At 29.6% G+C, this 24,034-nt stretch carries 25 protein-coding genes, 1 tRNA gene and 1 pseudogene; 5 read left to right on the top strand and 22 right to left on the bottom strand.

Translation table 4 applies throughout. The features are described from left to right. Position 1 precedes the first annotated feature (1 nt). On the bottom strand, positions 2–1,036 hold the full coding sequence (locus ACOBWH_RS00945; protein ID WP_424526681.1) for a Gfo/Idh/MocA family protein: 1,035 nt from the start codon (positions 1,034–1,036) through the stop codon (positions 2–4). 10 nt (positions 1,037–1,046) lie between these two features. After that, a pseudogene (locus ACOBWH_RS00940) lies at positions 1,047–2,520 on the bottom strand (glycoside hydrolase family 1 protein). A 73-nt stretch (positions 2,521–2,593) separates the two neighbouring features. Here ACOBWH_RS00940 and ACOBWH_RS00935 point away from each other — a divergent pair. Next, positions 2,594–2,794 carry a hypothetical protein gene (locus ACOBWH_RS00935; RefSeq protein WP_424526680.1) on the top strand — a complete coding sequence of 67 codons (201 nt, stop codon included), beginning with the start codon at positions 2,594–2,596 and terminating at the stop codon, positions 2,792–2,794. A 35-nt stretch (positions 2,795–2,829) separates the two neighbouring features. On the opposite strand, the gene ACOBWH_RS00930 is transcribed toward ACOBWH_RS00935, so the two are convergent. After that, positions 2,830–4,947, bottom strand: a complete 2,118-nt coding sequence (locus tag ACOBWH_RS00930) for a PTS sugar transporter subunit IIC (RefSeq protein ID WP_424526679.1) — start codon at positions 4,945–4,947, stop codon at positions 2,830–2,832. 54 nt (positions 4,948–5,001) lie between these two features. Then, complete coding sequence (locus tag ACOBWH_RS00925; protein WP_424526678.1) at positions 5,002–5,292, bottom strand: PTS sugar transporter subunit IIB; 291 nt, start codon at positions 5,290–5,292, stop codon at positions 5,002–5,004. 148 nt (positions 5,293–5,440) lie between these two features. Between ACOBWH_RS00925 and ACOBWH_RS00920 the strand changes: the two genes are divergently transcribed. Continuing rightward, entirely contained in the window at positions 5,441–5,632 is a 192-nt protein-coding gene (locus ACOBWH_RS00920; protein WP_424526677.1) for a hypothetical protein, read from the top strand. A gap of 54 nt (positions 5,633–5,686) precedes the next feature. Here ACOBWH_RS00920 and ACOBWH_RS00915 read toward each other — a convergent pair whose 3' ends face one another. From ACOBWH_RS00915 to ACOBWH_RS00890, 6 genes are all read right to left on the bottom strand, one after another. Continuing rightward, positions 5,687–6,304, bottom strand: coding sequence for a hypothetical protein (locus tag ACOBWH_RS00915; protein ID WP_424526676.1), 618 nt, complete (start codon positions 6,302–6,304; stop codon positions 5,687–5,689). A 7-nt stretch (positions 6,305–6,311) separates the two neighbouring features. Further along, positions 6,312–7,718, bottom strand: coding sequence for a glycoside hydrolase family 1 protein (locus ACOBWH_RS00910; RefSeq protein WP_424526675.1), 1,407 nt, complete (start codon positions 7,716–7,718; stop codon positions 6,312–6,314). Between the two features lie 162 nt (positions 7,719–7,880). Continuing rightward, positions 7,881–8,423, bottom strand: coding sequence for a DUF402 domain-containing protein (locus ACOBWH_RS00905; protein WP_424526674.1), 543 nt, complete (start codon positions 8,421–8,423; stop codon positions 7,881–7,883). A 288-nt stretch (positions 8,424–8,711) separates the two neighbouring features. Further along, positions 8,712–8,787 (bottom strand) — tRNA-His (locus ACOBWH_RS00900). Between the two features lie 340 nt (positions 8,788–9,127). Beyond that, entirely contained in the window at positions 9,128–9,418 is a 291-nt protein-coding gene (locus ACOBWH_RS00895) for a hypothetical protein (protein ID WP_424526673.1), read from the bottom strand. Next, positions 9,370–9,597: a hypothetical protein gene (locus tag ACOBWH_RS00890; protein WP_424526672.1), complete on the bottom strand. Its 228-nt coding sequence runs from the start codon at positions 9,595–9,597 to the stop codon at positions 9,370–9,372. Before ACOBWH_RS00890 ends, ACOBWH_RS00895 begins: the two co-directional genes overlap by 49 nt. 406 nt (positions 9,598–10,003) lie before the next feature. On the opposite strand from ACOBWH_RS00890, the gene ACOBWH_RS00885 reads away from it, so the two are divergent. Together ACOBWH_RS00885 and ACOBWH_RS00880 are read left to right on the top strand one after the other, a co-directional pair. Then, a protein-coding gene (locus ACOBWH_RS00885) for an IS3 family transposase (RefSeq protein WP_424526671.1) occupies positions 10,004–11,112 on the top strand; the annotation gives its coding sequence in 2 pieces (ribosomal slippage) (positions 10,004–10,244 and positions 10,244–11,112; 1,110 coding nt in all). 95 nt (positions 11,113–11,207) lie between these two features. After that, complete coding sequence (locus ACOBWH_RS00880; RefSeq protein ID WP_424526670.1) at positions 11,208–11,813, top strand: YigZ family protein; 606 nt, start codon at positions 11,208–11,210, stop codon at positions 11,811–11,813. A gap of 33 nt (positions 11,814–11,846) precedes the next feature. Here the strand turns inward: ACOBWH_RS00880 and ACOBWH_RS00875 are convergent, their stop codons facing one another. The 8 genes from ACOBWH_RS00875 to ACOBWH_RS00840 form a co-directional block, all read right to left on the bottom strand. Beyond that, positions 11,847–14,912, bottom strand: a complete 3,066-nt coding sequence (locus tag ACOBWH_RS00875) for a 2-oxo acid dehydrogenase subunit E2 (RefSeq protein WP_424526669.1) — start codon at positions 14,910–14,912, stop codon at positions 11,847–11,849. A 167-nt stretch (positions 14,913–15,079) separates the two neighbouring features. Further along, positions 15,080–16,756: an MATE family efflux transporter gene (locus ACOBWH_RS00870; RefSeq protein ID WP_424526668.1), complete on the bottom strand. Its 1,677-nt coding sequence runs from the start codon at positions 16,754–16,756 to the stop codon at positions 15,080–15,082. A 108-nt stretch (positions 16,757–16,864) separates the two neighbouring features. After that, complete coding sequence (locus ACOBWH_RS00865) at positions 16,865–17,575, bottom strand: hypothetical protein (RefSeq protein WP_424526667.1); 711 nt, start codon at positions 17,573–17,575, stop codon at positions 16,865–16,867. Positions 17,576–17,743: 168 nt separating this feature from the next. After that, positions 17,744–17,899 (bottom strand): hypothetical protein, encoded by a 156-nt coding sequence (locus ACOBWH_RS00860; protein ID WP_424526666.1) that lies wholly within the window; start codon positions 17,897–17,899, stop codon positions 17,744–17,746. 46 nt (positions 17,900–17,945) lie between these two features. Further along, complete coding sequence (locus tag ACOBWH_RS00855) at positions 17,946–18,191, bottom strand: hypothetical protein (RefSeq protein WP_424526665.1); 246 nt, start codon at positions 18,189–18,191, stop codon at positions 17,946–17,948. Positions 18,192–18,275: 84 nt separating this feature from the next. Then, positions 18,276–19,541: a PTS fructose transporter subunit IIC gene (locus tag ACOBWH_RS00850; protein WP_424526664.1), complete on the bottom strand. Its 1,266-nt coding sequence runs from the start codon at positions 19,539–19,541 to the stop codon at positions 18,276–18,278. Continuing rightward, positions 19,516–20,484 carry a fructose PTS transporter subunit IIA gene (locus tag ACOBWH_RS00845; RefSeq protein WP_424526663.1) on the bottom strand — a complete coding sequence of 323 codons (969 nt, stop codon included), beginning with the start codon at positions 20,482–20,484 and terminating at the stop codon, positions 19,516–19,518. Before ACOBWH_RS00845 ends, ACOBWH_RS00850 begins: the two co-directional genes overlap by 26 nt. A gap of 130 nt (positions 20,485–20,614) precedes the next feature. Continuing rightward, positions 20,615–21,523, bottom strand: coding sequence for a type I phosphomannose isomerase catalytic subunit (locus ACOBWH_RS00840; RefSeq protein WP_424526662.1), 909 nt, complete (start codon positions 21,521–21,523; stop codon positions 20,615–20,617). Positions 21,524–21,634: 111 nt separating this feature from the next. Between ACOBWH_RS00840 and ACOBWH_RS00835 the strand changes: the two genes are divergently transcribed. Further along, complete coding sequence (locus ACOBWH_RS00835) at positions 21,635–22,129, top strand: hypothetical protein (RefSeq protein WP_424526661.1); 495 nt, start codon at positions 21,635–21,637, stop codon at positions 22,127–22,129. Here ACOBWH_RS00835 and ACOBWH_RS00830 read toward each other — a convergent pair. From ACOBWH_RS00830 to ACOBWH_RS00815, 4 genes are all read right to left on the bottom strand, one after another. Next, positions 22,119–22,325, bottom strand: a complete 207-nt coding sequence (locus tag ACOBWH_RS00830) for a hypothetical protein (protein WP_424526660.1) — start codon at positions 22,323–22,325, stop codon at positions 22,119–22,121. The two genes, ACOBWH_RS00835 and ACOBWH_RS00830, sit on opposite strands and share 11 nt — an antisense overlap. Beyond that, positions 22,325–22,456 carry a DUF3137 domain-containing protein gene (locus ACOBWH_RS00825; protein WP_424526659.1) on the bottom strand — a complete coding sequence of 44 codons (132 nt, stop codon included), beginning with the start codon at positions 22,454–22,456 and terminating at the stop codon, positions 22,325–22,327. Before ACOBWH_RS00825 ends, ACOBWH_RS00830 begins: the two co-directional genes overlap by 1 nt. A 19-nt stretch (positions 22,457–22,475) precedes the next feature. Next, entirely contained in the window at positions 22,476–23,027 is a 552-nt protein-coding gene (locus ACOBWH_RS00820) for a hypothetical protein (protein ID WP_424526658.1), read from the bottom strand. Positions 23,028–23,192: 165 nt separating this feature from the next. Beyond that, a complete protein-coding gene (locus ACOBWH_RS00815; RefSeq protein ID WP_424526657.1) occupies positions 23,193–23,807 on the bottom strand; it encodes a LemA family protein in 615 nt (204 codons plus the stop codon). Positions 23,808–24,034 lie beyond the last annotated feature (227 nt).

The raw sequence follows: 24,034 nt of genomic DNA, 5'->3' as shown, positions 1-24,034 counted from the left end.
TCTATAACTCAATAATTTGTCTATCATTAGTATTATTAGTTAATTCTAGAATTTTAATAATTTCTAGTGAAATAGCTTTTGTGACAATGTCTGATTCTATTTTTTGGTTTTTTCATAGTTCGTAAATATGTTCAATTTCAAAGCATAACCCCTCGCCATTGGTTACTAATTGTTTATCAACATTTTTAATTAAATTTCCTTGTAAATCATAAACTTGATAAGTATATGCCATATGGCACGAATCTTTATGATAATCAACATTATATTTTTGTAAATTACCGCCTAATTTAATATAGCCTGCTGTTCCTAAAATTTGAGCAGATAAATCACTTGATAAATTATCACTTGATAAAATTGTTGAAATGCCATTATTTTTATGACGAAGATTCAAAACAGAAGTTGAAATCGCAGGATGTGTTAGATAAGCATTATTTAAATGGGTTATTAATTGGACTGGTCCTAATAAATCAAGACCAATAAATAAAGCATACATCCCTCCGGCGAGATGTAACCCAACAAATCTTGGATCATTTGGAACTGGTTGCGGTTTCTTACCACTAGTTGAAGCCTTAGCATGACTAGCATTTAAATATTCAATTGTCCCAATTAAACCAGTTTCAATATCTTTACGCATCAAACGATAGACTGGCGAAAAACCAGTTTTAATACCATCAAATAATAAAACATTATTATTCCTTGCCAAATCATATAATTCTTTCGCAGTTTGATATGATAAAGTTAACGGTTTTTCACAAAAAACATTAATTTTATTAGTTAACAATTGCTTTGCAATTTCATAATGGGTTGCATCACTTGTTCCAATATAGGCTAAATCAAAGTTTGCTGCATCTTTAAGAACATCATCTAACGATTGATAAACTTTTTGAATTTGATATTCAGTCTGGTAGTGCACCGCTTTCTCATATGTTAAATTATAAATCCCAAATAATGTTATTTTATCGTGATACTTTGTATTTTTTAAATCATCTAAAAATCATTTTACAATTCGCCCTGCGCTAATAAAGACTATTTTCATTTAAACCTCCCTATTGATACCAAAAATCTCATATTGATAATTCCGTTTTTAATAGCTCTGTTAAGGTCTCATCATCATTAAAGGTTAAATTTTTCCCCTGCGAAGCAATTACCCATTTATACCAAACATAAAATAATTTCGGTATCCGTGTTTTAACTTTGCTATTAAAATCAACTGAAACTAGACCATAGTCTTTTCGATAGCCACCACTTGGTGAAAAAATGTCACAGTAAGTTCATAATGAATATCCAATTAAATTAACACCCCCTTCAAAACTTCTGCCAAATGGAGACTTAAATAACGAATGCGATCTTTATCAAGAATTAATTGTCCCGTTTTATCATCAAAATCACCCATCCCGTTTTCAATAATCATAATGGGTTTCTGATATTCTTTTCATAAAATTTCAGCCCCCGTTGCTAGCATTGATGGATCAATAATCCAGTCCCATTTTGTATATTCAATATTTTTTGGAAAGACTTGTTTAAAACCAGAAACAAAGAAAGTATGACTCTTTTGATGAAGTAATTTTAAATCATCTTTGTTTTGATCGTTTGTAATATAACAGGGGCGATAATAATTTCACCCAATTAAATCTAACCGGTTTTTTGCTAATAATGCTAAATCTTGTTCTGAAATAACAAAATTAATTTTCTCATCTTGTAATCATTGAAAAAAACATCTGGATAAGTTCCTTTTAAGTTTGGATCTAAGAAAAAGTTTTTACATCATGCATTATATTTTTCCACTGCAGTTTCATTACCGGTTTGGTATTGGTGTGGTGGTACTCAATCATGATCAATTCCTAATAAAGCATCTTTTGCAATATAACCAGCTTCTTTTGCTAATTCGAATTCTTCTTTGGCAATCGCCGCACTAAGATTTAAATGATGAATAGCTTTAACAAAAGCTGTTTTGTTATTTTTTGCTGGTGGTAAATAGTCACTTAAATATCCATCTAAAGTAAAACTTGAATTTTCATCATTAACAAATCATAAATCACTATATTTACCTAAATAACGAAAAACAATTTTTACATAATTCCGAAATCATTCTATCACATCCCGATTCTCAAAACCACCTTGAATTTCTGCTCACATTGGAGTATCTCAATGATATAAGATTGGGATTGGTTTAACCCCATTTTCAAGTAATGTTTTGAAAACATCATCATAAAACTTAAGTCCTTCTGGATTAAAATCTGTACTATTTTTTGGGAAAATTCGTGTTCAATCCATATTATAAACAAACCCTTGTAATCCCATCCGTTTCATAATACGCGCATCAGTCTTATATTTACTATAAAAATCAGCTGCCACTGCAATTGAATTAATTTCACGTTCTGCTTTTCCTAATGGCGGAATTGAAAAATTACGTTTTGTAAACTCATCTCAAATTGAATCTGTTCGTCCTCTTAAATTGCGGCCATCTTCAATTTGAAAAGCACATGTTGATGCAGCAAAAATAAATTTTTTTTCAGTCATAATTTCCCTCTTTCTAAACCTTATTGTTGTTTTCTCAATTTTATTTCGTTAAGATTATATAAGGTGATTAAAAATGTCGACACAATATATTGTCATAATTATAGCGGTAATCTTCTTTGTTATTCCTTTTATTGTTTGAACAATAACAAGATTTCGAACAAAAGTATTACAACGTTATTCAGCATGACACAAAATCGCTTTAATTGTCTCTTATAGTGTTTGTCTTAGCATTTTTCTAATTTTATTAACTCTAGCAGTAACTGTTTTTGCTTAAAATAATTTATCAAAAAAATTGAAAAGCACCAACCACTAATTAGTTAGCAGTAGGCGCATTATATTATTTCTTAGCAGAACGATGTTCTGCTTTTTTTGCTTCACGAGCTTTTTTAAGATCAATTTTTGCTTGATTTTTTTCTGCTTTTGCTTCTGCTTTAACTTGATTCCGATATGTTTTATCATGTAAGTATTTCATTTCTTCTTCATATGCAACTGGATCAGTTTTTTTAATTTACGATAATATGTCATATTATCTAACAAAATAAACGGAATCCAAATTGCTGTCGAAACAACAAAACATATTAATGCAATAAGAATTGCCATTGGATCAACTGTGGCGAGAATCGCTCCTAAGAATCACGGTGTCGTCCAAGGAACAGTAACATAAACAACATTAATAAGATGTAATGGTCCTGTTGCAACTCACCCAATTAACATCGCTGTCATTGGTGATAAAATAAACGGTGCCAAATAAGTCGGATTTAATACTAACGGAAACCCAAAGATAACTGGCTCATTAATGTTAAAACATCCAGCAGGTAAAGCATATTTAGAAACCTCTTTTAGTTCACGACGACGTGATAGAATCAGAACCATAATTAGTAATCCTAATGTTGCTCCTGAACCTCCAATATTCATATAGATATCAAAGAATGGTTTCTCAAATATTCCAACTTGATCATTTAAATTCGTTCTTGCTGATAACCCCGCTGAAATTAATGCGGTATTAACACCAATAATCATTCATCAAATTGGTTCAAAAATAGCAGCCATAATGTTTGAACCATGAACTCCAAAAAAACAGAAGAATGAAATAAAGAAAACATAAATAACAGCTAAACCTAGTCCACCGTTACCAGTTGCAAAACCAATAAATCATGAAGTAAAGAACCGATAAATTGCTGTTCCAAACCCAAATGCATTAGCTCCAATTGGAACAGTTACATAACGTTCTGAAATTGTCAAGAACGCTTCACCAACAGCATTTGTTGAAAAGAACATATTTACTGATAAAAATTCAATGCCTTTATTACCACCGATGATACCAGCATGGTTACCACCTTGTGCTAAAATAAATTGTCCTAGTGAATTTCACCCTGTTGAAGACATTAATCCACCAGCATTCTTTGGATCAAAGTTAGCGAATCAGGCTTCCATTGTTGCTTGATTTCCTACTCCAAAGTTACCAAAAGCTGCTTGAACAGCTGTGATATCGGCTTGACCAAAAATCATTGCTCAACCTGTTCCTTTTGCTGTAAAGTCTCAGCCACCATTAATTTTTTGAAAAATTTCCACACCATAAGTCGATGATAAGAAATTAGCAAAATTGTTAAGTGTTACATTCCCACTCATATTTGCATTTCATAAGTTTCCTGAAGAAACTAATGTATTTCATTGTTCAACCTCAAAACCAATATTTGGTAGGGCAATTGCTGGTGCTAAAAATAAAATATTAAAAACACCAATAATACTTAAGGTAAAAACCATTGGTAAAAATACCGCAAATGATTTTCCAACAGCTGGTGGTACACCAGCAGGTAATTGAATCTCTAATTTTTTCATATTTCCAAACCAGACAAAAAGTTCAGTTGTGGCGATCCCAATAATTAAAGCAGTAAATAATCCTTTTGAATCCATAAAGAATGAAACTTGTCCCATACTTGCAATAATAAATCCGGCAAAAGATGCTAAACCAGCAATAACCGGTGATTTATAATTTCTTGATAAAGCTAAAAAATAGCCTAATAAGAAAGCAAAATATAATGACATTGCCCCAATTGTTGCAATTTGAATTTGCCCAAAAGCTAAAGCCCCGATTTGAGATACTTTTCCCCAACTAGTTGTTGTGTCAGCAATTAATGTCCCAATTGAATCTCAACTATATCCTGCTGCTCTGGCAAAAAGTCCTAATAAAGATACTTTCCCAGAACCAGCACCCCCAAATATAATCGCATCAATTAATAAACCGATCCCTCCGGCAATAATCAACGGAATCATCGTTCCAAATGAATCACGAATTGCTGATAAGTGTCGTTGGTTTCCTAATTTTGACATTGTTGGTAATGCTTTATTATTCCACCAAGTTTTAAAAGCTACCTTGTGCTCTTTTTTAACCTTATCAGGAGTAAACTTATCATTATTTTTTTCCATTATATATTGAATTCCTTCCTAATTCTTTCTTAATGATAATCTAAAATTAAGCAATTATAATTTTAAAGCTAATTCTAAGGCCTCTTCCCCTTTTCCTAAAGCATAAATCTTAGGATCAATAACTGAAACAGGTTTTTTTGTCATACTTTTAATATTATTTTCAATATATTTTACTTGTGGACCAAGTAAAATAACATCTCAATCTTCTAAAACCGATTGTGCTTCAGCCATTGCTTTTGCTTCTATTTCAACATCAATATCCATATTTTCAGCCGCTTCCTTCATTTTTTTAACTAAAATTGAAGTACTCATTCCAGCTGAACATACTAGTAAAATTATTTTCATAACAACGCTACCTTTCTATTGAAGTTACCTTCTTTTTTATTATATACTAGGAAATAATAATAAAGCAATATTTTTTAAACTTTCTATAAAATTAAGAAAATTATTCTATTTTTTGATATAATAATAAGATAGAGAGGCAAAAAGAGATATGACACCATCTTTTTATATTTATTTTGCATTTATTCCTGCTGCTGTCTTTTTTATCATTTGAATGATAATTCGTGTTATTGAAAAACACTTTCATCGGTATTTATATTATAAAAACCATATTCTTTTTATTTCTGGTGCAGTTTATAGTTTAGCAGTGTTAATTATTATTATTGTTTCTTTTTTTTATTAAATAAATTAAAAAAAGATATATTTGACATTGTCAATTAGTATATCTTTTTTTAATTTACTTTGAAAATAAGCGAATACTTCCCAAACGTTCTTTTCAACTACTCATTTTAATTTGATAATTCTCTACTTGTTTTGGTGATAATACTGCTAGGTTTTTCTTTAACTCATACATTTGCATATCAAAACGAATAACCTCTGCTTTAATATAATTATTTCGCATAATTTGTTCTAAGTATCCAGTTTTTGCTTTTAAACTTTTAACAATTTCTAAATAAATAATTTTTGTTGTTTTACCTTTATTTTTACTAACAAAACGAAAATTTTTGCTAATCCAAGCTTCTGGGGTAAATCATTTTAAAGTAACTTCTTTATTTTCATGAAAAGCAGCTAAATGCATTTCTCGTTTTTTATCCTTTGTTCCGGCACGATAAAATGCGTCATCTTCTAAATCATAATAAGTTAAATTTCCGTTCATATCTTTCGCTAACATTGTTAGTAATGTCTGAAAAGTTTCATCCAATGGTTTCTTTACTTTTACAACACGAATTAACTTTAAAATCCGTGATGACTCACTATAACGAGAAAAATAAACTTGTTGATTAAACTTGGCATGATTATCATCATATTCTTTTCGTAACGCATCCAAATGCTCTTGGTTTGTAATCTTCATCATAAAACCTTTAAATTAATTCGCTATCATATTCAAAAGTACCTATCTTAGCCACTTTTGCAATAAAGATTGCTGATTTTTTTAAAACTCGTTTTGCATTATTTTTTAAATCTAATTGAACAAAACCATAACGATTTTTATAAGCATTCATTCATGATCAGTTATCAATATAAGCTCAAGAATGATAACCAAAACAATTTGATCCTTTGCTAATTGCCTTATGAACTCATGCCAAATGTTCTTTGACAAAATCAATTCGATATTGGTCATTAATAACTCCATTGTCTAAAAACCGTTCTTCATTTTCAACTCCCATACCATTTTCAGAAATATAGACAGGAATATTACCATAATTTTCTTTTAAATTCATTAAGGCCAAATAAATTGCTTTTGGGAAAATCTCTCACCCACGGTAAGGATTCATCCGACGTCCCGGCATTTCATATGGTTGATAAAAGTAATGTGGTGTAATTGCTCCATTGGCAAAATCTGGAATAAAATCAACACATTTTACTCGCATTGGCTGATAAAAATTAATTCCCAAAAAATCAAGTTTCAAATTTTGGTCCTTAATTAAGTCTTCATCTCCGGCTGTAATGTTTCACATAAAATGATATTTTTCCGCCACTTCTTTTAACTCTTGGGGATAAATGTTTTTAACCATCGGGTCTAAAAAGCTATTAGTTGTGAATAAATCATATCATTTTGCTGCTTGCAAATCTGCTTTGTTTTGACTGCGAGGAATCGATGGTGAAATACTTAAAATCGCTCCAATTTGTCCTGGCAATTTTAAATTACGATATTCTTTAACTGCTTTTAAGTGAGCAATTAAACTATTCCATTGTGCTTGCATCCCTGCTTGCATATTAACTTCATTTGGTCGATGTCAATCATATCAATATCCACCTTCAATAACAACAATTGGTTCGTTGAAAGTTGTAAACATTTTAACACGATCACCAAATAGTTCAAAGCAAGTTCTAGTATAAAAAACAAAAGCATCAACTACTTCGCGTGATAACCATCCACCTTTTTCTTGTGCTCAATGTGGCATATCAAAATGAAATAAGTTAATAATTGGTTTAATGTTATTTTTTAACATCTCATTGATAACATTATTATAAAACTCAACCCCTTTTGGGTTAATTGTTTTACCATCTGGAATTAATCTAGTTCATTGAATTGATGTTCGTAATGAATTAAAATTTAATTCTTTCGCAATTTTAATATCTTCTGAATAACGATGGTAAAAATCATTTAAACACAATTGCTGATTGAAAAAACGATATTTTTCAATTTTAAATCAATGATCTCAATTTGAAGCGGATTTACCGTCTTCAAAAAAAGCACTTTCTGTTTGTGGTCCTGAAAAGGCACTCCCTCATAAAAAATTTTTTTCAAAATTATACTGTCCCATCAGAAATCTCCTCTCTAAATACAAGTCTTATTATATCCATTATATTTAAAGAAACAATACAAACAATAAGAATTATTTTAATAAAAAATAATCTCTTCCCTAGTTGACTTTGTCTTCCTATCCCCAAATTATTTGTTGTAATTAAAAAAATCCATAACGGATTTATTTTCTAATTTTTGGTTTTAATTCTAAATACTGTTTTCACAATTCCAATGCTCGTTCATGCTCAAAAATAAATTTTTTATTTTTAATTAGATATTTTAAATTATCAATTTCTGTTCAAATCACATTAATAATATCACGTGTATATTTTCAGGCAATTCGATTTCGATTAAATTCTTTTAAATCTAAAATTTTATAACTTCCATCAGTAAAAACTTTAATATCTAAATCATAATCAATATATTTAATTGTCTTTTGATCCATAATAAATGGTGATGCAATATTGCAATAATAATTAATCCCGGTTTCTTTGAACATACAAATGATATTACTTCAATTTTTGCGATTAAAAATCCAAATTGCTGGCTCATTTGTTTTTCATTTTCTTCCGTTTAATTCAGTCACGGTCACATCTTCATTTACTAGGACAATATATTCTTCTTCTAATAATAAAACAACAGCTGATCCTCAACTACGATAAACCGAACCATTATGTTTGTAAGCATGTACTAAAACGCTATCTCCAACTTGTAACGTGTCCATTATGCTGCCTCCCTATTAATCCATTAATAAAAATTACAACAAAAAACAATTAAAAATAACACAATAAAAAGATGTCTGTAAAATTATAAGTTGCCATAATATAAAATTTTGTTTTTTGATATTAATTAATTTAAAATAAAAATTATTTTAAATACGTCAACACACTAATTATAACAGTTATATTTATTAAGTAAATAAAAAAAGCAGTAACTAGCGTGAAAAAAAGCCTTGGTCATTTAACAAATTTACCAAAAAAAAAAAAAAAACTACTCACCTGTAGTTAAAAAATGGGGCGGCTGATGGGACTTGAACCCACGAGTGCCGGAGCCACAATCCGGAGCGTTAACCTCTTCGCCACAACCGCCACGTGTGATTAAACAAATAACCTTATTTATTATAACTTAAAACAAGAAAATGTAAATAGAAAATTTCCTAAGTGTTTTTATTTTGTAATAATTTTATAATAACTATCAAGCAAAAATTTCTAGACTTACGTTTTAATTTTGGAAAAAATAAAAAATAAAAAACTCTCTTATATAATTAGTTTACTAATATCTTATCTTTATTCATAAAAACCTTTCTTACCCTATCTTGTACTTTCCTTTTAAGAGAAAGTATTTTATTTGGATAAGAAAGGTTTTATTAATGTTTTCAATAGTTTTAAAAATATCAGGATGGTTAATTTTATTTTTTAATATAATTAATTAAAAATCCCATCAACTTTTTAAATAATTTGTCGCAGATGAAATATAATGTCCAACAGTTTTTACCGATTCACTAGTAAAATATTTGATATTATCTCAATGGTGATAAGCATAATAACCACCATAAATAACGGCTCCAATTGCTAATGAAATACCCAACGTTTCAGCCGCTGTTCCCAATGAACCCACAAGAATACCATTTTCAAGTGTTGCTGTTTCTGCAACCGCTAAACTATCTGCTGCTAATCAATCACCAAAGCATTTTCAGCTGCAATTTGATTTTCTAGTCAAGCGACAAAATTTGTTTTAGCTGCTGTCAATTCTAATCACACGTCAAGATCAACATATTTTGGAACTGTAGATAATCATTGATCGACAATCATGTCTTCTACTGCTGTAGCACTTGCCACAGTACCAACACCGCTACTAATAATTCCAATTGAACCCAAAAGACTTAATAATGTTCCCATAATTTTTCCTTCTTTCCGATATTAAATTTTTATTATACATTTTTGATAGATTAGATAAAGTTATATCAAAACCTTTACCTAGTTTTTTTATAACTCTACTTTAATAAAAAAACAATAATGTTTTAGAACAGTATTGCTCTTTTATCTGTTTGATGTGAAAATTTATGGTAAATATTTTATTCGATAATAACTTTATATTTTTAATTATCCAAAATGATTTTAATTAAAATATAACTTTATTTAGAGTTTAAATTTCTTAAGTGCATGTTTTATTTTGTCTAATACTTTTTTATAAATGTTTTATAATAATTTAAATATATTATGGATAGGTTACAATAACTTGGACCATATTTATGTAGACTGTAAAAAAATAAGCTAAAATTATTAGGAAAGCAGGAATATAAAAATGGCAAAAAACCAGTACACCGATGAATTCAAGAAACAAATCGTAATGTTATATAAAAATGGTAAAAGTAATATTGAAATTGTTAACGAATATAAAATTTCAAAGGCAGTTCTTTATCAATGAGTAAAAAAATTTGAGAATTCTGGTTCTTTTAAAGCTAAAGACAATCGCTTTGTTGAAGAAAATGAACTTATTCAGTTGCGAAAAGAAAACAAACAATTACGAATGGAAAATGATATTTTAAAGCAAGCAGCACTGATAATCGGCAAAAAGTAATATTAATTACTAACAATAAAGACAAATATTCAGTGAGGAAAATGTGTCAAATATTAAAGATAGCAAAATCAAAGTATTATTATCAAATTAATAAGATCACTAAAACTGAAATTAATATTTATGAAAATGAAGTTATCAGTGCATTTAAAGAAAGCTATAAAGTTTATGGTGCTAGAAAAATTAAAATTATTTTAGCAAGAAAGAACATTATTTTATCTCGACAAAAAATTAGAAGAATTATGGCAATAAATAATTTAGTATCAAAATATACTAAATTAAAATATCGCAATCATAAATCTCCTGTAAATAATGATCAAATTAGTAATATTCTAAATCGTGAGTTTAGTAATAAAAGACAAAATGAAGTTATTGTGAGCGATTTAACCTATGTTCAAGTTGGTTCAAAATGACATTATATTTGCTTACTAATTGATTTATTTAACCGTGAAGTAATTGGCTATAGCGCTGGAACAAATAAAACTGCTGAACTAGTTCAGCAGGCATTTTATAAAATAACACGACCACTAAATCAAATTAGGTTGTTTCATACAGACCGTGGTAATGAATTTAAAAATAAAATTATTGAAGAAATTTTATTAACATTTAATATTAAAAGATCATTAAGTGCAAAAGGTTGCCCTTACGATAACGCAGTAGCTGAAACAACCTATAAAGCTTTTAAAACTGAATTTATTAATGGTCGAAAATTTAAAAATTTAGAACAATTAAAGTTGGAACTATTTAATTTCATTAATTGATACAACAATATTCGAATTCATGGTAGTTTGAATTACTTAACTCCAGTTGAATTTAAAAATCAGAAGTCTACATAAAAAGTGTCCTAAAAAGTGTTGCCATTCCATATTATAATGTATTAGGTACATATATACAGTACCCAAAGGAGTGCGAATGGAAGAAGAATAACTACATGTATATAATTAAAAAGAACAAAATTTTAACTAAAGAACTAATAATTCACAATGTTAAATTCCTTTGTTTCGCTAGTTACGTTCAAACAGAGACAGATGTTATTAACTTCTTAAAAAAGTATAAAAATAAAAAGGCAAACCATAACGCATATGCATATGTCATTGGCAGTAGACGTGAAAATATTTATAAAACTGATAATGGTGAAGCGCGACATATCGCTGGAAAAACTATTTTGGAAAACATTATTAACAAAAATTTAACAAATATTATTGTCTTAGTTCATCGGTATTATAATCCCATTTATAATTTACCCGAAGACTGAATTAAGAATGGGTATGCAACCATCACCCGTATTATTTTAACTTCCGCCCAATTAGAAAAAATAAATGAACAAATTAAAATTGGAATTTTATTACGCCCACTGAACGAAGTATTCGTGCGAGAACTTTTAGACAAATATGAAATCAATATTGTATCTAGACTAATTTATCGTGGTGACTTAATTTTTACTATAATCATCGAACGTAACAACAGTGTTTTAATTGAATTAGATAATTTAATTATTAAAGGAATAATATATAGTTATAAAATTTTAAAGAATTAAAAAATCTTATTAATATTTATTAATAAGATTTTTTTATGATAAAGTAATTAATTCTGGTGATTCCAAAATTTCTTTTAAACGTGTTAAGAAAATTCCCGCTTCAGCTGCATCAATAATTCGTTGATCAACTGTTAAAGCAATGTTCATCATTGAACGAATTACTAACTTATCACCTTTAATAACAACTGGCTTACGAACAATTCGACCAATTCCAATTACCGCTGAGTTTGGATAAAAAATCGTTGGTGTCGCATTAACAGCACCGACAGTCCCATAGTTTGCAATTGTAATCGTACTTCCTTGTAATTCATAATCATACAATTCACCTTGACGTAAACGTTCAATTGTTTCTTGAATATTAATTGCAATTTGTTTTAAACTCATTCGTTCTGCAAACTTAATAACTGGAATAACTAAACCTTCACTAGTTTCTGTTGCTAAACCAATATGTTGTGAATTTTTAATAACAATTTGATTTGTTTTTGAATCATAATATGAATTTAATTTTGGATACTCACTTAATGCTAATGAAACAGCTTTAACAAGAAAACTCATTGTTGAAAAACGAACCCCAGACTCCGTATTAACGTTTTTCAATTTTCGTTGTTGATCAATAATTAAAGACATATCAATTTCAGCATTAATTGTTAATGGTGGTACATGCGTTTGTGACATAATCATTGATTGAATAGCTGGATATCTTGTTGCTTTAATTTCTTCTCTTGTTTCTAATCCTTGTGGTTCAATATTACTATTCGTATTAACAATATTTAAATTATTGTTTAATGGTTGAACTAAATTTCCATAAGTATTGGGAATTGAACTTGTTTGGTTATTAAACTTTTTAACTTGTAAGTTATTACCATTAGAAGTATTTTCAATTCCTTGGTTAAGAATTTGTTTATTATTTAAATTAAATTCTTTCAGCATTTCTTTTACCATTGGATCTGGTTCGTTCATTATTTTTAACATTTGTTGTACTAACATATATTGCATCATTTTATCCAAGTTGTTAGTATTATTGTTTTGGTTCATATTATTATTTGCTTCTCGTAAACCTTGGATTTCACGTAGCAATTCATTTTGACGATTATTTTGTTCTTGATTTGATAGTTTTTCTTTTAAAACAGCTAACTCAACAAGCATGTTATTATCACTTGTTGATTGTTGAACTGGTGGACACTGATAGTTATTTGTGATTGGCGGTACAGTAACTGTTCCCTGTTTTCCATCAAAGTTTACCTGTCCATATGGTGGTTGATTTTTATTTTGAATAGCAGAACCTTGTTGATAATTTGTTGATGATTGATCTGGCTGATTCTCATTACCATAATATTCATTATCCAACATTTCGTATTGTGATTCAATTTCTTCAAAAGAAGGACGACGATAATTATTAATTTCCCCTAATACTGAATCAACTTCAACATTCCCTTTTGCAATTTGTTCCATTCTTTTTTTAATTAATTCGCGTTGGTTTCTTGTTTTTAAAATTTTTTCACGTTGTCCCCCATCATTTAATTTTTCATACAAACGATCACGATAAGATTTTAATGGTGAAAAATAACCTGGTTTTTTCGGAGTTGCCTTTTCCGAGTCCTTAGGATCAATCGTATAGCCATCAGCTGAAATATAAACTTCATCAGATAAGTCTTCATCCTTAGCACGATAATCCGGTTGGTCATAACCATAAGCGCTACTTCCATTATGACTACTTAACATTTCTGGGGTTGCATTCCTTTTAATTAAATCATTCATCCTTCCTTGCACAATATTACGTAAAATTTTTGGTCGCCCATCTTCATCTAAAAAATCCATTGAATTTTTTGAATTATCACTTTCTAATGACAATTCATGAAAATCATTTTTATTATGTAACTGTTGACGACGTTGATTCACAAGATTACGAAAACTACTATTCTCCGCTTGACCCCCAAAAAGAACTGCTGCATTAGCTGGCATTTCATCTTGCTGTTTTGTTTCATTTACTAAATACTTAGCATATTCTTTTGCTTGATTTTCTTCTTCTAATTTTTTTTGCCCAATTGGAACAGCATTAGCAATAATATTTTGCCCAGTTGATCGTGTATTGACACCAAAACTGCTAACTGATGAATCAAAGTTATTTTCTTTCATAACATCATTTATATTAGGCATATTAACCATCGTATTATCTCCTCCACTCTTCACATTTTGATTACTCGGTTGTTTAATTGTATCAATTGAAGGAATTTTCGCACGGTTATTAATAATATGATCATCATCAATTTTTAAATCTTTAAAAGAAAGTCGACGAGTTTTTTTAGGGCCAAATGTTAGCTCTGTTTCATCTCATCTTTTGATTTCAGTTGGTTTAGTTTCTAAAACTGTTTCTTGTTCACTTGCTGGTGTTGTTTGAACAGTTGCATTAGAACCAAAATCTTGCCCTTGTTGACCCATATTATTTTGTGATTGTGCAAAATTATTCGCAATTAAATTAGAATTATTAATATTTTGTCCTGGCTGATTAAATTCCATTTCTTCTGATAATGATTGACTTAAATTATTTTGTTCAAAGCCTTGTTTTAAACTTTCATTTAGAAAAGGTTGTTCATTAATTAACTCTGCTTTAGAAGTAATATTCATTTCATTGGCCATAGGTTGCATTGGTCTACCGCTACTTTGTCCTTGTTGTTGACCTAATAATGGTGGTGTAAAAGCGGGATTTAAAGTATTTGGTTTAATAAAATCAGCACCAGAATAATCATCCTCTTCTATTTCTTTTCATTTTGTTCCAAATTCACCATTTTTTGTTGTTGTAAATGTAACACCCTTTTTATCTAAATGACTAAATTCATCACTTTCAAGATGTTTAAAATAATATTTTTCAATTTCAGCTTCTGTTGTTAATAAATGGGCAATAACAGCATTTCTCTTAATTTTGCTGCCGGCTTTAATTGGTTTAACAATGACTCCATCCATTGGGGCTTTAATAATAGCTTCACCATTGTCGCTTTCAATCAAGGCGATATCATCCCCCGCTTTGACAGCAACATCTTGATATAAGAATTCTTTTAAAATTACTTTTTTTTCTAAAAATGATACTTTAATTTTTTCCATTGTTTCAATTTACCCCATTCAAAAAAATTTAATTTGTTTTATTAAATTTTGCCTAGCCGTTTTTCTACCCATTTTTATTACAAAATAATTATATCATATATTCCCTATTTTTACCTGCCAAAATTAAAAATAATATTATACACAAAAAATAAAAAAATGCAAAATTTTTAAATTTCTTTTGCATTTTCTTTTAATTCTTTTACTTTATTATCAAATTCAGTAATATGTTTTGCTGCCGTTAGATTTTTAACTCATTTTTTGCGACTTAAAATTACGATTGCTCAAATTGCTTTTAAACTATCTACTGTTTGCATAATTAAAACAATATAAACAATATCTAAATTTGATGTAAAAATTAAAATTGCTAATAATGGAACAGGGAATAATCATGTAAATAAAGCATCTAAGATAAATGCATTCATAACTGCCCCACCGGTTCTAATAATCGCGTAACTTGTTGCAGCAATCATCAAGCAAGGATATCAAAGTCCATAAGCAAAGAGCATTCAATGGGCGATTCTAAATGTTTCTGGAGTATTATTTCTAAATAATAATTCTGATAAAAATCAACCCCCCGCAACTAAAATTAAACCTGAAATAATTCCAACAAAGAAGGCTAAAATCACTAAATGTTTTCCATTATATTCTGCTTCTTCTAAATTATTAGCTCCCAACCGGCTTCCAACCAGTACCGAAGTTCCAGCCGAGAACCCATGATATAATGGTGTGTACAAAGCAGCAATTATTGTTGAAAAAATTGCATTTGCTGTTAAAGCATCTAAACTATAATATGCTCGTAGTTTAACTTGTAAAACCATTCCAACTGATCAAAAGATTTCATTTAATACAATTGGCCATGCTTTTTGAAAAGCACGGCGGGTAACATAGCCATCAAAGCGATATCAATTACGCGGAATAAATTCATAGCGTTTATATCAAAACAAAAGAATAATAAAAACAAGCTGTAATATTCGTGAAGCAGAGGTCGCAATTGCTGCGCCCTGAACACCAATTCCTTTAAAGTCGCCAAGAAAATGTGGCTCAATTAAAAAAGGATTCATAAAACAATTTGTACTTAAAGCAATAACTGAAATTCAAACCGCTAAACCAGCGCGTCCCGTTTCTCGAAGTGTTGTAATAAAAGCAATATTAATTGCTAATAGTGGATATGATAAAGCAATAATTTTAAAATACTCTGCTCCTTCTTGCGTTGAAATTGTTGCTGCTTGATATTCAAAGTACTTAAACCATTGAATTGCTAAATCTTTATCACCTGGTTGTAATTGTTTAAAAACATCTGGTGGTGGAGCATATTTAGGTGTTGTCGTAAAACTAATTAACTGATAACCACAAAGTTGCGATAAAATTAACACAACAAAACAAATAATTAAACAAACATAAATTTTTAATAAGGTAACTTCTTGTAGTTCCTTGTATTTTTGCGCTCCAAAATATTGTGCATTAAAAACACCAAATCCATAACAAGTTCCACTTAAAATAGCAAACATAATAAAATAAAGTTGATTTGAACCAGCAACTCCATTCATTGCTAATTGGCCTGCCGTATAATGAAACCCAACATAGTTTCCTAAGCCTCATTGTTCTCAAACTTCTTTTACATTATAAACATCATCCGCTCCAAAAATAGCTTTAATCTCATCAGCTAAATGTTGAAAACCATGCACGTTACTTTTAATTGAACTTGCAAAAAAATTATCAACTAAATCTGTTGACTCCATAATAATCTCTTGCAGTGTTGCTAATAAAATTAAAACTAAGGCTGTCGCATATCACTTTTTGGAAGCAAAAAATTTTGGTCGTCTTTTGCTTTGAATTTGTGTCATTGTATTCCCCTTTCCATCCAGCTTAAATTACACTGCAAATATTATAATATAAAAAAATAAAAAAAACATTATTTTTTTATTTTTTTTTGAACGGTATTTTTGGTATAATTAATTATTTAGTAAATTACGATATGTTCATTCATCTTTTAAAAACCCCATTTTATTGTTCTTTGTTCGAATTAATTGTGCTGTATGGTTATTAAAGTTAACTTGATACCACTGTCCACAAGCATTTAGCATTAAATGACCGCTAATTGTTCCCAATACCTCTAAAGTAAATAACGGAATAATTTGAGATGGATAACCACCCAGTCAATCACGAACATTAGTGCCACCAAAACTTCAACCACCTTTACCCATATATTGAAAATTCTCATTTAAAACTGCTGAAAATAGGAACGCAGTTAGAGCATATATTAAAAACATTATTAAACTTCCTAAAATTTGTTTTTTATCATAACTTGGTGTTCCATAAAGATGCATTCACCAACAAACAACAATAATTAAAGCGTGATTCCCATAATGCGCTCAATAATAATAATTCCCAAAAGCATAAGCATCTGGTGGAAAAACTAATGCCAAGATTGGTAATCACACTCCCCACGGCGCATAATATGAATACAACCTTCTAGTTACTTTATTATTTTGCGGACACAATAATAAGATTCCATAAATTAAATTTAATCATTTACATAACTCTAATGGTACAACATCCGTTCAATTATCGGCACGAATTGTTGAACCACTAGAAATTGTTTCATAAACACCCGGAATAACTAATCTGAGTTTAACTCAAGCTTTGTAAATTGGTAAGTGCAAACGATCAACAGTTCCAGTGTCAAAAAATGCACATATATAAGATATTATTATCATTAAACATTAAACCTGGAATAACTTTATAATAATAAATAACTTTTAACAATCAAAAAATTAATCACGCAAAAATTAAATAACTACCCAGACCATAACGAAAAGCGTTTTTTGCTGCTAACTTAGCATTAAACTTTGGCAACAAAACACTATTAATAATAAAACAACAACCATACTTAAACCAATTCCAAATTCAATCCCAAAAGAAACAGGTCCCTTGGGTTGTGCTCATTGACTACCTAAAGGGTCAAAAAACCTCATGGCCCCTTTCATCCACCAAAACTATAACTCATGAAATTCATTAGTGCCTCCATTTTTACTATTTTTGTTTTTTCTTTTCCGTTTTTTTCTTAATTTCTAGTTTTTTTGCTTTCTTATTCTTACGGTTTTTATGAATTTTTTGTCATAAACTTTCAACCGCAACCTTTTCACTATGATTTTCAATTTGATCTGTTTTTCGTTTAAAGAACAAAACAAGTCCAACAACAACTGTTAAAATTACAATGACAATTAATAATGCTGCTCATCACGGAAAAACATCAAACAATGATTTTACCATTAACATTATTTAGTTTCCTCCTTTGTAATATCTTCCATTATACACAAAAATAAAAAATTAATAACATACGTTATTAATTTTTTTATTTGTTTAGTTTCGCTTTGAAGATTGTTTTTTAGCAATGTTATTTTTGTTTTCTTTTTTAGCTGCTTTGATTTTTTTATCAGCAGCAACTTTATCGGAACGTGTTTTTAAAACAAATTGTTTCATTGAAATTGTTTCACCTGTACGTTTTTTATCTGCAATTTGTCAAAATCCGTACATAAAGGCAGTAATTAACGCTCCAATCGCCATAAATAAGAATGCTAATAATGTTCATCCTCAAGCACTAGCTCAACCATAAACTCCAGTATCACCATTTCCACGACCTAAAGCTGACAAGAATCCAACAATTGGACCACCATGACCCGCTAAATCAGCAATACCCACTGCTCCAGCTAAACCACCCGCAATTGCTGAACCAACAATGTTACTTGAAATAACACGTTTTGGATCATTTACTGCAAACGGAATAGCTCCTTCTGAGATTCCGATGCAACCCATAAAGAATGCTGTTGAACCCATTGTTCGTTGTTCTTCATTATAGAATGGTTTAAATATTCATGTTGCAATTCCCATTCCCATTGGTGCAACTGGAATAGCAACTGCCATTGCTCCCATTGGAGTATAAATTTTCGAACCAATTAATCCAGTACATGCTAAGAAAGCAACTTTATTAACTGGTCCTCCCATATCAAATCCAGCCATTGCTCCAATTAATAAACCAAAGGCTAATCCAATTGCTACATTAGCAGCATTTGTAGTATTTCCTCATGTTTTTGAAATTCAATCTTGGAATTTTCCCATTACTCATCCAACTGTTGAACCAATTACGAACATCATAATCATTCCATAAACAAATCCAACAACAATTGGAATAAAGAAGATTGGCATTACTGGTTTTAAACCTTTTGGTACGTTTCACGTATTAATCCATTTAACCGTATAACCAACAGCTAATCCCGCCGTAATCGCTCCAATAAATCCGGTCGGAGTATTAACTGCTTCAATCCCGGGCAAAGGATAAAAGTTAGCAGCATTGTTACCAATAAATGATACAACAATTGCTGGTGCAATTGCAGAACGACCAGCAATTGAGTTAGCAATAAATGCTCCTAAAACAGGAATCATTAAGGTAAATGCTGATGCCCCCAAGATATTTAAATAATAGAAAAAGTTTTTAGGATCAGTTAATGGATCAGTATAGAATAACTCTCCTCAATGTGCTGTTTTTCCTGTTGGGCCAGGAATTCAACCCATTCCTTTTGAAGAACCATGAAAGTTCTCATAGTTAGGGCCATAAATTGCTTTGGCCAATCCAAGTGAGATGGCAATAAAAATCCCCCCCCAAGATAACAATTGGCACCATATATGAAACCCCTGCCATCAAGTGTTTCATGATTCCAACTTTTTGACCATTGTTACCGGCACTTTTTGTTGCAAATTCTCCAACTGGTTCGGTTTTTCCCTCTTTTAAAGCAACGTTAATAACTCCTTCAGGGTCTTTAATTGCTTTAGCAACAGGACAAATATATACTTTTTTCCCACCAAATCTTGCCATATCAAGACCAATATCAGTTGCCGCAATAATTACTTCCGCACGTTTAATTTCTGCTTCAGTAAAATCATTGCGAATTCCTTCTGCCCCATGCGTTTCAACTTTAATGTCATATCCTAATTTTGGACCAGTTTGATTTAATTTATCAGCAGCTAAGAAAGTATGTGCTACTCCCGTTGCACAAGCGGTCATTACTAAAATCAACGGTTTTTCGCCAGTTGGTTTTAGTGGTTTTTTAGGATCATTTTGATCAGAACCACCCAACAGTGCTGCTTGAATCTTAGCCTTATTTGTTTCAACTTTCATTTCTTTTTTAAAGTTTTCATCCATTAATTTCCGTGCAACTTCACTTAAAATTCCTAAATGAATATCACCTGATTTAGCTTCAGGAATTATTAAAGCAATTGCAACTTTTGTTGGTTTTCCATCCATTGCTTTTCAATCAACAGAATCTTTGAAACGAATAAATAAGACTGCTTCCTTTTTAACTGCTTCAATCCGTGCATGCGGAATTGCAAAACCATCTTCAAAACCTGTCGAAGATTCTTTTTCACGAGCCTCAAAACCCTTAACAAGTTCGTTCGGGTCAGAAACATATCCTAATGTTTCAGCCAACTTAGCAAGTTCTAAAAAAGCATCTTCTTTAGTTTTTGCAGTTGAATCTAAAATGATATGTTTCTCATTAAAAATTTCATTGTACATATAGTTTTCTCCTTTCTATAAGAAGTTTATTATATTAAACATTAAAAAGCAATAAAATACTTAAAAAAATCTATTTTTTTAAGTAAAATGGAACTTTTTTCTATATAAAAAAAAGTTTCGCCTAAACCATTTATTTTTTATAACTTAATAGTGCTTTACCATTAACAGTAACAGTAATCTTCTGATTTAAATCAACAATAATTGCTGATTCCCCGGCCTTAAGGTTTACTGTCCCAATAATAATTTCCCCTTCGACAACTGTTACTTGCCCCCATTTTGCGGATGATAAATCAAGTTCTTGCGTTTTTGTTAGTAAATGTAAAGTAAAATATTGATTATCAACCAAAATTCCTTCTATAATATGTTGTACTTGCTCATTTGAATCGGGAACTGTTGTCACATCAAAACATTCTTGCAAATGCAAGGGACGCAAGTTTCCATCTTTATCCATACGATCAAAATCATAAAAACGATATGTAACATCCGATGAACGTTGTAACTCAAAAACAGTTACCCCCGGTGTTATTGCATGTACTTTCCCCGGTGGAACATATAAAAAATCCCCCTTTTGAACTTTTACTTCGGTAAATAATTGCTTCCATGCTTTTTGTTCAACCATTGTAATTAATTCAGCTTTTGTTTGTGCTTGATGTCCATAAATCATCTTAGCATCAGGTGGACAATCAAGAATATATCAGCATTCTGGTTTTCCTAACATTCTATTATGTTTTAAACTGTATTCATCATCAGGATGCACTTGCACTGATAAATAATCATTTGCCGTTATAATTTTTGACAATAACGGAAAATCTTTTTCCGTAGTGCCAAAATATTCAGGATGGTTTTGATAAAAGGATTTTAAAGAAACCCCTTGTTCTTTTCCACTTGCAATATAACTCATTCCATTATCTAAAGCACTAATAACTCATGCTTCGCCATATAAATCATTTGTTGGTAATTGAAACCCAAAATCAGCCAACTTATGGCCACCTCATAATCGTTCCGAAAAAAACGGGGTTACTTTAATCACTTTATACATAAATGTCCTCCTCAAGTTTTCCATTTATATTTAACCATAAAAACCGAAAAAATAATATTATCTTATAAATTTATAGTAAGATATAACCAACTAGCAGAAAAGGAGTTCAGAATGGAAATTATTAATATTCGTAGTTATCTTAAAAAAATAAAATGACATTTATTATGGCTTCTTGCAACTTTGGGTTTGGTTACAATTATTTTTCTAATTATCTTTTTATTACAAAAAAAAATGTCCGCCCAAGATAAATTAATGTACTGCTCAATTTTTATTGTCATTAATCTACTATTATTATTTATTAACTATTTAATTATTAAAAACCCCTTTGTTTTTTCAAAAATTTATCACTATGATAATGATAAAAATAGATTAAGTTTAAGCTTATACTTTTATATTTTTGTTTTTATTATTACCCTTGTTTTTTTCTTCTTAACAATTGTTTCAATTCAATTAATTTTAAAAACAACTTTTAATAATGCAATTAAACAGTTATGATATGCTGGTTTAGGCTATGCTTTATGAAGTTGTTCTATTATCGGTGGTTTTAACACTGTTAATCTAATTATTTTAAACCGACCAATTCCCCCATCAAAAACTACTTCTTAAAATCATACGCTTCAATTCATTGTAATGATCTTAATAATCATTGTAGATCCTTACAAATAACATTAATAACATTCGTTATTGCTTCTTGGTAAGTTCCAACAAAAGAAAAGCCAAGTAAGCAGCCAGTTATATCATTAAAACTATTCACATTGTAATTGCTAAAAACAATTGTAATATATCGCCCATCAAATTGCATTAAGGGGATTTTTTATTGTCATTAGCTAATTTGATTAGGTTAACGATTACCTTTGGTGTTAATAACTTTCGAATTAAAATTTGATCATTTGCATTAACAGCAAATATTTTTTCGAATTCTGTTGATTCCAAATCAGTATTATCTTTTGATTTAAAGATTTTTAAAAAAAGTCCGCATAGCTTTAATTGTTGCAACTAAGTCTCATACTTCATTAACATCAATTGTTAAATATGGATAACAAGTATAAATAATATCTTTGCTTTTACCAGCATCAATTACTTCTTTTCTTGTTAAAGTTCCAAATGAATAATTCACATTTGTTGTTTGAAAATTAATAACATAATCTTGTCTAATTTCACTTTTTGATGGCACTCCAACATGAGGAAAAAGGTTAAACTCTTTTTTAACTGTATCAACTTGATATTTCTTTGTTGCAATAGCATCCATCGCTATTTGATAGAATTCTGCAAGAGGTAATTCTTGAATGATAAGTTTCTGTAATTTTATTGCTTTTCAATATTTAAATGTTAGGTATCCCGCACAACTTAATGTAACTAAACTTACAAGAATAAGAATAACTTGTCCAATCACTCCCAAGGAACTTAATACAGCTAAAAAGGAGAATCGAATATTAATAAAACTGATTATTAACAAAAATCATAATAAAAAAGTAATTGTCATTAAAAATCAATTTAAACACATATAGCGTTTTTTTAAAATACTTAAAATTAATGCTTGTTAGTTTATGTTTCATAACCAGTTCAGTAAATTTCTCTGTAACAACCGCTTCTAAAGATGTTATATTATTTTCCATTTGCTAATTTTAATTCCTTCATTAATTTAAAAAATAGAATTAGAAACAATTAATTATTGTCCTAAATCTATTTTAACATCTTGGCGATCAGCAACATCTGCTTCAAAATATAAGAACGTATTCAAACGTAATGAACTTGCCGCAACATTTGATGGCCAAGTTTTTAAACGGGCATTAAAATCACGAACTGCTGAATTATAAAAACGACGAGCAGCTGCAATATTATCTTCACAATCTTTAATTCCTGTTTGTAACTCAATAACACTGTTGTTTGCTTTTAAATCTGGATAATTTTCTAATAAAACATTAATTTTTCCTGCTTGACTAGTAATTGCATTATTAACCTTGTCTAATTCTTTCACATTTAAGTTTTGATTAGCTTGACTTCTTAATTCAACAATTGTTGTTAAGGTATCTTTTTCATACTTCATATATTGTTTTGTGCTATCAATTAACTTTGTTAACATATCAACTCTTCGTTTTAATTGTACATCAATATCTGATGCTGTTTCTTCAATTTTTTCTTTATTACGAATCAAATTATTTCTTGATAAAATAAATAAGAAAATTGGAAAAATTAAAATAAACCAAATATAAACAAAGAATTTGCCTAGAAAACTACTTTTCGCTGCAACTTCTGCATTATTTACTGTTGGATTATATCCCATTTTTGTTCCTCCTTTACGGGCCTCTTTGTAAGTTATTATATAAGAAAACAATAATAAAAACAAGATATAAACTTTTAAATAATAAAAAATAGTTGGAATAAAGTAAGTGTTTCTTTAGTAGACATAAATTTAATGCTTTTTGGTATAAAAGCATTAACAAAACTATGTCTTTTTAAGTTAATCTAATTAAACCATAAATATTTATATTCTGCAACAGCAAAAATGCA

The organism is Spiroplasma endosymbiont of Glossina fuscipes fuscipes, from assembly GCF_049669535.1.
GTDB lineage: Bacteria > Bacillota_I > Bacilli_A > Mycoplasmatales > Mycoplasmataceae > Spiroplasma.
Note: the sequence above shows the minus strand (reverse complement) of the source record. Positions and strands in the feature narration are given on the sequence as shown.